General features: G+C 24.3%; 4 protein-coding genes. 3 read left to right on the top strand and 1 reads right to left on the bottom strand.

The genetic code is table 4. The annotated features are described in order from the left end of the window. Positions 1-278: 278 nt before the first annotated feature. Complete coding sequence (recU, locus tag N9R85_RS03395) at positions 279-776, top strand: Holliday junction resolvase RecU (protein ID WP_262858590.1); 498 nt, start codon at positions 279-281, stop codon at positions 774-776. On the opposite strand, the gene N9R85_RS03390 is transcribed toward recU, so the two are convergent. Further along, the gene (locus tag N9R85_RS03390; RefSeq protein ID WP_205852075.1) at positions 765-1,046 is read right to left on the bottom strand and encodes an HU family DNA-binding protein; all 282 of its coding nucleotides are present in this window, start codon (positions 1,044-1,046) and stop codon (positions 765-767) included. The genes recU and N9R85_RS03390 overlap by 12 nt on opposite strands. A 1,838-nt stretch (positions 1,047-2,884) precedes the next feature. Here N9R85_RS03390 and N9R85_RS03385 point away from each other — a divergent pair. Next, a complete protein-coding gene (locus N9R85_RS03385) occupies positions 2,885-5,119 on the top strand; it encodes a hypothetical protein (protein ID WP_262858589.1) in 2,235 nt (744 codons plus the stop codon). 107 nt (positions 5,120-5,226) lie between these two features. Then, a complete protein-coding gene (locus tag N9R85_RS03380) occupies positions 5,227-12,093 on the top strand; it encodes a hypothetical protein (protein ID WP_262858588.1) in 6,867 nt (2,288 codons plus the stop codon). Positions 12,094-12,215: the final 122 nt, after the last annotated feature.

Here is a 12,215-nt window from a genome sequence, read left to right as displayed (position 1 = left end):
TATAATTTGAGTTATATTATTTTCGGTGTTAATATAATATATAATTTAATAAATTAAAATGAAAAAAACTCATATCAATAAAAAATTAATATGAGTTTTGTGTCAAATTTTATTCACCTAACTTATATTATTACTGGAGCGTTATTTTTTACTAAATTTAGTCATATGTATTTTTCAAATTTTTAATTTAACTGATTTTTATGGGTCGCCTCTATACATTAAAAACTGATTATTTTTTCTTTTTTTGTTTTATTTTTAAAATTTAGCATATTATAGTTATGTTAAATAATAAGAATAGAGGAATGTTTTTGGAAAGTGTTATAAATAAGACGATTTCCTGATTATGACAAAATAATATAGCATTTATTGAAAAGAAATCCCTTAGTATAGTTTTTAAAGGAGTAGAAAAAGATTATAAGAAAAGTAGATTATTAGATGCGAAAGTTACAAGAAAAAGCACGGTAGATTATATTGGTTGTTATAACGGAAAATTTATTTGTTTTGAAGCTAAAAGTGTTAATATAGATCGCTTTTCTTTAGATAACATTAAAAAACATCAATTTGAATATTTGAAATCAATACATTTAAACGGAGGTATTTCTTTCTTAATTTTATTTTTTTCACATCATAACGAATTTTATTTTGTAGATATCAATTATCTTGACTCTATTTATAATAATTCAAATATTAAGTCAATTAATTATCAAGATATAAAAAATAATTCAAGAGAATTAACTCTTGAATTTCCTGGGATATTAAATATATTAAGCTTTTAAATCAATTAAATCACGTAGATATTTTGATGGTTTGTATTTAATTACACGTTTTTGAGGAACAACTTGTAATTCTTTTGTAAATCTATTTGTTATTGTACGTTGTGGTTTTACAACTGTTGAGAAAATACCTAATTGAGCAAGTTTAACTGTATCTTCAGCAATTAATTGTTCTTTAAGCACAAAAACACATGCATCTAAAAATTGTTCTACGTCTTTTGATTTCATTTCTAATCTATCGGCAACTTCGATAATGAATTCTTTTTTTGTCATTTTTACTCCTAATATTTTTGGTCTTTTTATATTTAATTATTATACATATTTTTTTAAAAAAGCCTTAATTTTAGTGAAAAAAGTTTTTTATGATATCAAATCCACATTTTTTTAATTAAAAGTATCAAGTTTTTGAATAAAAAATTTATTTATATATTTTTAAAAATAATAAAATGATTTTTAACTAACACTAAAAAATTAATATTTAAATTTTTGGTTTTCAACGTTTAAAATTAAAAATTTAAATATTTTTTACTTTTACGCATTACTGTAATCTATTTTACAGAAATTAAAAACATATTTTTATTTTTTGATTATAAAGTGAAAAATAGAATCAAAAATTACTAATATATATATTATGTAGGCATAAAAGAAAACTACCTATGTTAAATTACGAAAAAAGGTGAATTTCACTTTTGAAGTTCTTTTTTTTTTTTTTGATATACTATTTTTAAAATTACAAAGTAAGTTTATATTTGTTAAAAATTAAATAATTAAGGTTATAAAATAAGGTAAGGTAAAAATGATTAAAAATAATAAAAAATGAACAATGTTCACAAGCTCTGGGCTTGCGGCCATTGTTTCTATATCAATGGCAGTAACCGTTGTGTGGTCTTGATATAATCAAAAGCAAGATTATAAAACGAGATATGAACAAGTTAAAAACATCTTAGATAAATTGAAGTTGTCAAAAGAAAATATAGTAAATAAATTTAAGTTAATAGATCCAAATTTAAAAACAAATAATCAATTCAAACAACTTGATCAAATTATTGAAATAATTATTAATAGTTTAAAAAATTCTATTAAGGCAAAAGAAAATGTTTTAAAAAATTTAGAATTAAATCGCACTAGTTTTTCAAATGAGAATGAAATGATGGATTACAATGATAGTCTTGATTATATTATTGAGTTTGATAAATTAATAAATGAAGTACAAGATATTAATGTTAAAAATGGATTAATTAGTGATTTAAAAAATGATACAAGTACTGATAATTCAAAAACACAACTTAGTAGATTAAAAGAAATTTTAAAGAATCAAGAAAAAGAAATTAATGAAAATAAAGTTTCTATATCAACAATTATTTCTTCATTACCAGAAATATTAAGAAACAAATTTAATGAAAAATTAAAGGATAGTCAAGATAATTTATCTAAACTAAAAGAATTAAAAGATGAATTAGATAAATATGTTTCTGTAGTTAATAAAGCTAAAAAAATTAAAAATCTTTTTAAACAATCAGAAGTGTTTGTAGATTTAGATAATTCAACATTAGACTATTTAGGTTCTATAGAAGATAAAATTGATGAAATTTTAAGAAGTGAAAATTTATCTGAATTTGATCGTAAAAGAGAGCAAGTTAGAAATTTAATTGATGTAATCGATGATGAACATGATAAAAATAATTTTATTGATAAGTTGGACGAAATAAACAATACAAAATCGATGAATGATTTAATTTCATTGGAAAAAGAAGTTGAAAATTATCTTAAATCTAACTCTGGTATTGAAGGTTTAATAAATTACAAGAAAAATCAATTATCTAAAAAAGTTAATGATTCTGATCTTTCTGATGGAATTAAACACAAATACACAAATGATATTTTAAATTCAACTAATTTAGATGAACTAACTAATATTGAAAAAGAAGTTGATGACTTAATTTCTCTACAAATGAGAAAAAAAGAAGTGGAAGAGGTGGTTAAATTATTAAATAATCCTAAAAAAGATGAACTTTTAGGACAACTTTCATCTACAAACGAATTAGGTAAAATGGATGAAATTTATAATGAAGCTACAAATATTTTGAGTGATGAAACCGAAAAAACTAAAAATGTTATTAAAAGATCTAACACGTCTAAAAAATGATTATGAATTAAATTTATCGGAAGCAAAAACACAATTTGACATTCAAAAAGTGGCTTCAAATGTAAAAGAATATATGGATTGTTTAATTGATGAAGCTACAAGACAAGTTGAGTCATTAGACGAAAATATAACATTAGTAATTGAAGGCGAAACAGTTAATAAGAAAAGTTTAAAGAATGAATTAATTTCTTTAAATAAGAACGGTAACGCTGGAGAATATTCTAAAATTATTGAAAAAGCAAGTGCTATTAAAAATTATGTTGAAGCAAAATCAAAAGGTTCTGATACAAGTGAAAAACTAAACGATAAAGAAAAGGCGAAAGAATTAAAAGAAAAATTACAAAATGCAAAATCATTAGACGAAGCATTAAAAGCCAAAGCTGAAATAGATAGATTGTATCAATTCCAACTAGATAAAGAAGAAGCCAAAATTGCAATAAATAAAGTAAAACACACAGTCAAAAAAGAACAATTAACAAAAAGATGAGAAGAAGCAACTACTTCTGATGAATTAATATTAATTAAAACTGAAGCTAATTCATATCATGATGCTGAAGAGGCAAATAAACTTACACATGATGAATTAGTTTACTTTGTTGATGAAAATATAAATGATTTAGAAAAGAAAAATAATTTTAAAGCAGAATTAGATTCTGCAATGAATGATTCTAATAATCAACCTAATATCAATCAAGATGAAATTGAACAAAAACTTAGATTAATTAGAGATAAAGTTAATGAATTGATTAAGGCTGAAAAAAACGCCGCAGAGGCCTTAAGACTTAAGAAAGAACAAATTAAATCTGATATCTTAAAAATTCAAAACAAGTCAAAAGCTAATGAATTTAATGGTGAATTAATTGATGTTGAAGATATCACACAAGCTGAGAAATTGCAAGAAAAAGTTGACAAACAACTTGAGTTTGAGAAGAAAAGAAAAACTATTGATGAAAAAGTATTAGAACTTGAAGATAAAAAAGATTATTCAGACCAAATTTCAAAAGCGTTAGATATTGAACAATTAAAAGAAATTGAAACAAAAGTTGATGAAGATTTAAAAAGAGAAGCTCAAGAGTTAAAAGAAGCTAAAGATGCCGCTTTAGATAAGATAGTTGATATTGCAGATAGTAACCCATTAAAAGGTGAATTATTTGAAGAAGTTGAAAAATCAAGAACTAAATCTGAAGTTGCTAAAATTATTCAAAAAGTAGACGAATTTTTAGGTGATTTAAGAACTCAAGCAATCGAAGCTATTGAAACAACAAAAGGTGATGATACAATACATTCTGAATTAAATGATGATTTAGGTGGAGCAAAAAATGAAGTTTTACTTAAAGATATAATCAGAAAAGCTGGTGAGGCTTTCGGAGATAAGAAAAGCAAGATTATCGATCAGCTTGATATTTTAGATGAAACTCATCCTTCTAAAGAGGAGTTTAAACAACGCCTTAAGAATGCTAAAAATATTTCTGAATTAGATTCTCTTTTAACCGATATAAGAAGAACAAATGATATTGAAAATGTAAGAAAAAATTTAACTAAAAAATTGGAACAAGTTCAAGAAGAATCCGAAAAAGAAAAATTAGCAAAAGAAATTGAAGATGCTACAAATCACGAACAACTAACAGAAATAAATCGTAAAATTGATGCTCAAATTCAAAAAGAAAAAGATGAAATAAAAGCTAACAAAGATATTGTTAACGAAAAAATAAAAGAATTATACAAAGACGAAAATATTAAGTTATTTAATGATCAAATAGCAAGAGAAGATTTAACGTTAGATGAATCTAGAAAATTAATTAAAAATATTGATACAACAATTGCTGTTGAACAAAATGAATTAAAAAATAAAATAGATGAAGCAATAAAAGAAATAAACGACAAGCTTTTAGATAGTAGTGAAAGAAATGATATTTTATTAGAAGTTCAAGGTGCTAAAAATCTTGTTCAAGTTGATCAAGCTCTCTCTAATTTAGATCAAAGAATTGAACAACTTAAGGATGCCGCTAGAGTTGAAGCTAATAGATTACTATCAAACAATAATATGTTATCTAATATTGATAATGCTACAACACAAGAACAAATTGACGAAATAAAAAACGAAGCAATAAAATTATTTGAAATTAAAAAACAAAAAGTTTTAGAGAAACTAAATGCAACTATAAATGTTTCTCAGGTGTTACATGATGAAATTGATTAACTTCACTTGAAGGTGATGATGTAAATCATAAAAAATATGAAGATATTTTATCTTCATTAAATAAAGAGCAAGTAAACGAATCAACATTAGATCAATATATTCATGAAATGAAAAGTATATTTGATTCTAAAAAAACTTTAGTTGAATCAAACCTTGAAACACTAACAAATGAAGAAGTTAAATCTAATTTAACTCAAAAATTGGATGAAGCTAAAAAAGTTATTGATTTAAATAAATTAGAAAAAGAAATAGAACTACAACATAAAAAAGAAGAATTGATTGAATCGTTAAAAACAAAAATTGTTTTCGAAGATCAAATAGAAGATTTTAAAAATAGAATTAACGAAGCTACTGAAATTGAACAATTAATAAATAGTGAAAATGGTTTAGAAAAACAAATTAATGACAAGCAAGCTTATAATAATGAATTATTAAAAGAAATAGAAATTTTAAAATCCTTAAATAAAAAAATAAATGTCACAACAGAAAAGTTTAATGAATTTAATGAAGCGATTGAAGCTGTTAGAACTAATGAAAAATTAGCAGAAATCAAATCTCAAATTAACGATTTTATTTCTAACAAAAAAAGTGAAGTTACTACTTTTATTGAAAAATTAGCTGGAAGTAATGAAAAAACTATAAAAGAAAAAGAATTATCTGATGCAACATCTGAATCTGAAATTAACAGTGTTTTAAATAATGCAAAAGAGTTATTTTCAAATAAACAAAATAGTACAAAATCTTTTCTTGAATCTTTAACAGATGAACAGGTTAAAAAAGAGTTTGAAACTGCAATAGATAATGCTAAAAATATTAGAAAATTAGATGAAATTAAAGATCAAATCAATAATCAAAAGTTAAGAGAAGAGATTCAAAAAGGAATTAATAAATTAACTGAAAACGAAAAAAGAATAGAACTTCAAAATGAATTAAATGATTTAACAAATGATAGATCTAATAAGTCTAAATTACAAACTTTAAAATCTAAAGTTGATGAAGCAAGAAAACAACAAGAAGGTGAGTTTGTAATCGCTAAGGAACAAGCTCAAGAAGCTCTTAATAAATTGCTTCAAGATAATTCAAAACGTATCGAATTACAAGGATTATTAGATTCATACGATAATAATCAAACAGATTTAGAAAAAGTTAAAACAGTTAAAACAAATGCAGAAGCTGAATTATTAAGAATAAGAAATCAAGCTAAAAACGCTTCTTCAGATAAAATTCAACCAAGAGGACGTGATACTCAATCACCTACACATTTAGAGAAATATAATGATTTTGCTAGAGAATTAGATTTTGCATCAAACGAAAAAGAAATAAATGATATCGTTAAAAAAATGGATACTTATATAAATCAAGTTAGAAATTTATATAAAGAATATGTAACATCAAATCTTTCTTTCGATGGTACTAATAACGAAATTTTAAATAAGTTAGATTCCGCAAAAACTATAAATACATTAGATCAAGCTTTAAAAGATGCTAATAAAAAATCCAAAGATTTTATTACAAATTTAGTTAATACAATTGAAGATAACGATAAAAAACAAGAGTTTTTAGAAAAAATTCACAATGCTACCAATAAAGATGTTTCTTCTGAAACACCAACAAAATGAAGAAATGAATTAGAGGTGTTGAAAGATATATATGATCAAGCTAGTGCATTTAAAAACAACGAAAACCGTGAATTAAGTGCTTTAAAACAAGAAGTTAAAAATAAAATTGAGACTTCGCTTAACGATAACCCTAATGATACTCAAGAGGATTCTAAAGCCAAATTGCTTGAATTAATTGATTCAGCTACAACAAAAGCTAAAGCGAACGAAGTTCTTTCTAAATTAAATGCAAAAATTAGCGGAATGAAACAAATTGCTGCAACTGCTGTCGAAAAAATTGATGGATCTAATTTATATAATTCATTAAAAGAAAAAATCGATTCTAATGATATTGATACAGAAGAGGAAATTCTTAGCATTCAAAAACAAGCTATTGCTGAATTTGCGAAAGTTAAAAAAGAAACAGAAGATGCTATTAATTTAGTTGATGATCAAACAAATAAAAATGACTTAATTTCTCAAAAAGATTCTGCTGAAAATATTGCTAAATTAAATGAAATAAAAAATGATGCATTAATAAAAGCTAAAAAAGAAGATCTTAAAAAATTAGCTGAAGGTTTATGAGGTAAGAAAAACTATAACAATGAGATAAATTCTGCTACAACATTAGATAGATTAAATGAAATCGAATCTCAAATTAATAACGATAAAAGAGTTCAAGACGAAAAATTAAGACAAGCTAAAGAAAAAGCATTAGAATTTGTTGATAAATTAGAAGATAAAACAGAAAAAGAAAATGCTATTAATGCTGCAAAAACTTTAGAAGATGTTAAAACGGTAGAAGACCAAGCTAAAAAAATTATTAGTGATTTACAAGGTGAAATTACAGAATTGGTGAAAAAAATTGAAGATTCTGAAAATTACAATTTATTCAAAAATAGAAATACACCGGATGCAAATGAAACTACTTTAAAACAATTAAAAACAGATTTAAACGATGAGTTTGATAGATTAAAAAAACAAACTCAAAATAAAATTAATGAACCAGCTCATTTTGAAAATAATAGTGTTACTATTTCTGAATACAAAGATAAAGAATTATTATTAACAGAAGCTAATAATGCAACAAATTATAGAGAACTTCATAAATTAGAAAATACTTCAGAAGTTAACAAACTTGGTAAATATGTTTCTGATGAAATTAAAAAAGTACTTGATAAAGGTACAATGGAAACAGATTTAAATAATATTTTAGCTACAAGACCTAATAGTGACGAAGAGAAAGAACAAAAAATTTCTGCTTTAAATGCAATTTTAGAAAGAGCTAAACAACAATCTAGAAAAGAATATATTGAGCTAGAAACATCTAAAGAAGAAGCAAGAAAACAAATTAATGAAAAATTAAATTCAAGCACTGAGTTAAAAAATACATTACTTTCAGAAGTAAATAATGCTCAAACAAAAGATCAAGTTGATGTCGAATTAAAAAAATTAAAAAATCATATGGACACTCAATTAGCTTCGGCAAATGCAGAAATTGCTAAATTAACTGAAAATAAAGAACCAAGAAACGGATTAAATACTAAATTATCAAACGCTATTAGTGAAACAGAAATTGCTAATTTCAAAAATGAAGCGATCACAGAGTTAGAAGAATTTAAAAATAATGCACAAGAACAAGAAGATGTTCAAAGATTGAGCACAAATATCGAAGGTCAAAATAATTATTCTGAATTTCAAGATAAGTTAGAAACTGCTAAATCAACTAATACTCAAGAAGCGTATGAAGAAGTAGTTAGCAAAGTTAATGAAAAAATCGAAAAACTTAGAACATGAGCGAAAACTAAATTAGAACAAGTTGCAAATGATCAAGATAAAGAATCTTTAAGAAATCAAATAGAGCAAGCTAATACAAGCGAAAAATTAAAAGAATTAGAAAACTTGGTTTCTGTAACTATCGCTAGAGAAGCTGCTAAAACTGAAATTAATAAATTATCTTCAAATAATGATAAAAAAGGTGAATTATTAGCTTTTATCGAATCTTCAACAAGTGTTGCTGATATAAATTCTAAAAAAGATGAAGCAATTACTATGTTGAACGCTAAAAAGACAGAGGCAAAAAATTCTGTTGCTAAATTAGAAGGAGATAATAGTTGAATCAAAGCAAAAACTGATTTAAAATCCGCTCAAACAGAAGATGAATTAAATACTTTAATTGCAACAAGTGATGATGTATTTAATACTAAAAAGTCAGAAATTAAGGGTGAAATTGATAAACTTATAGAAGGAAATGAAGACTTATCAGTAGATAACTTAAATACTATAAAAGATTTAAAAAATTATCATGATAATCAAATTATTGCAAAAGCAAAAGAATATACAAAAGTAAAAATAAATCAAATTGATAATGCTACTAAAAAAGAGGAATTATCAAATGCTTTAGCTAAACAAAATAGTGTTGATAAAATAAACGAAATTTATAATCAAGCCATGGGAGAGATTCATAAAGAAGACGCTCTTAATAATGCTAAAACAAAAGCTATAACTTTTGCTGAAACAAAACTTGCACAAGATGATGCAAATTCATTTAAAACCAAAATTAACGAAGCTCCAAATATGGAAGAAGTGAATAAAATTAGAAAACAAATTGAAACAAAAGTAAATGATAAGTTAAAAGAACTAACAAAGCTAAAATCAAAATTCTTATCTAATAATGCAGTAAGACAAGAAGTAGAAGGAAATTCAAATAATTCAATTCCTGAAATGGAAGAATCTATTAAAAAATTAGAAACCGAAAAAGCTAGATTATCAAAAGCAACAAAAGACGAAATTGAAAAAATTCATTTAACTGATAATACTATTGTTTCTCAAGAAAAAATGAATTCAGAGAACCAATCATATAATCAAATAAAAAATGAATTAAATGAGATATCTGATTGAACCGAAGAGCAAGATAACATAATTATTAGTAAGGTTTCACGAAAATTAATAGAGAGAAAGTCTTCAGCAAGACAATATATAAATTCACTCACTCTAGATGACGGAAAAAGAAACGAATTGTTAACTAAATTAGATTCTCGAAATACAGATAATTTAACTAAAATAATTAAGTTAGAACAAAAAGCAGATCGTGAAGCTAAAATTAAATCAATTAAAGAAAAAATAAACCAATTACATAATGATGATTTAAGAAGAGATTATAACCAGAGAGTCGAAAATGAAAACGAAAATTTAGTTGCTCTTGAAAGAGATGTAAACCAAAAACTAGAAGAACAAAAAAATAATATAATATTAGCAAGAGAAGCGGCACAAGCTGAGGTTAATAAATTACCAAATTCAGAACAATCTGCAAAGAATATTGAGATTGAAAATGCTACAACTCAAGCACAATTAGATACAATTAAACAAAATGCTATTACTAGAATGCAAAATATAAGAGTAGAAGTTCAAAATGAAATAAATAAAATGCCTAAAAATGCAAGGTCTGAATTAAATTCAGAAAAAAATAAATGAATAAACAATGGTAATAACTTACTCACATTGAAGCAAACTGCTATTAATACTGTTACAAAATCAAATGAATTAACAACTAAAAATAATAATTCATTTGCCAATGAAGCACAAGCTAAAACATTCTTTGCTTCTCAAATAAATAGTTCAAAAGCAAATAATATAGCTAAAATTAATACAATTAGTAGTAATTTAGATAAAATTAAAACAACATTACAAAATTTAAGAAATAAACAAAATCAATTAGCTAGACAAGAAGATAAAACTAAATTTAATCAATTAGTTAACGAAGCCTTTATGAACACTAATAAAGAAATACTTGGTAATAATAGTTTATATTCAACATTAAACAATATTATTTCAAAAATTGATTTTAGATTAAAACAAGATCAAGCAATTAATGATATTAATGCTAAATTAACTCAAGATGGGCAAAATAAAGTATTTTTAGATAGAGTTAATAATTTAACAAATAACGACGAAATAGTATTTAACAATATTTTATCTGATGTAACAAAATTATCAAAATCATTAAACTCAACTAAAGAATTAATCGATAATGTCGGACAACAAACTAATAGAATAGAATTAGAAAAAGAATGAAATAGTATAAACAATCTAAATAATGCGAAAGCGTTAAAAGTAAAAGTCGAAAGATTTAAAGCTAAGTTAGCAGAAATACAAGCGGATTTAAATGGTCTAGATCAAAAAAATCCAAATAAATCTAATTTAGAAGCAGAATTAAATGAAGCAACAACAATTGAAAAACTTGAAGAAGTCAGAAAGAAAATTAGAAATGAAAAAATTAGAATTAATTGGATTCCTTTAAAAAATAGATTAAACGACGATAAACAAAAAAGAGAATGAGATAATACTATGAATGATGATAATTCTACAATAGATCAAATGAATCAAGTTATTAGTCTTGCAGAAGCACATTTAAATGAAAAAAGAACTACAGCAGAAAGAATCCTGAATAAGATAAATGATAAAAGTCGATTATCAAATAAAGTTTCTGACACTAATAGCGAAAGAGATTATGATGAAGTTATCGAGTCGTCACTTAATATATTAAAAACTGTCGCTGATAAAGCGAATGTTATACTAGGAAAATTAAAAACAACTACTAAATCAGACAAAGGATTACCAGAAAGTTATACATTTAATGCTCCAAAAGAAATTTCTGAGAATATAAACGAAACAACTATTAACAATAGTTTAAAGGTTGGGTTAGATATCTGGAATTCTAAAATACTTGATGCTCGTAAATCATTACCTTTGTTAGAAGGTGATCGATCACATTTAAATGATTATAGTGGTAAGATTGGTAATGTATTTACTAACGAAAATATCAATCCAAATGGACCATCCGAAGAAGTTTTAGATCAATATGTTGTTGAAATAAACAGATTATATAGCGATAAACGAGCAGAAATTACAAACAAAATAAATAGTTCAAAAGTGCATTCAACAATTAAGTCTAATTTTAATACTCAATTTAATGCAGTGAAAAATCTAGGTGCACTAAACTCATTATCAACTGAGATTAGTAAATATGATGACAAAATAAATGAAATTTACATTGAAATAAATAAAGTTCAAAATAATTCTAAAAAAGAGACTTTTAAAACTCAATTAAGTCAATCTGATAGCTTAGAAAAATTAAATACCTTACTGGAAGATATTAAACAATATAACACAAAGTGAAATATCGCTAAAACTATCTTTGATGGAACAACGATAAATTCTAGAGATAAAAAAGTAGAATTTATCAAAAAACTAAACGATGCTACTACAATCGAACAATTAGATAATTTAATAGATGAATTAAAAAATTATTTTGAATTGAGAAAATTCCAAGGTATGAGAGACGGAAGAAAAAACTCACAATTTTTTGTAGGGTAAGTTAGGTGAAAAAAATTTGACACTCCAAAATAAAGGAGTGTTATTTTTATGTCCAAACATTTTACATTTGAACAAAAAGTTAAATATTGCAAAATTATTGATCAAACCGATTTTAAAACAGC

The sequence above is a fragment of the Mycoplasma sp. CSL7503-lung genome (assembly GCF_025515455.1).
Taxonomy (GTDB): Bacteria; Bacillota_I; Bacilli_A; order Mycoplasmatales; family Metamycoplasmataceae; genus Mycoplasmopsis.
Note: the sequence above shows the minus strand (reverse complement) of the source record. Positions and strands in the feature narration are given on the sequence as shown.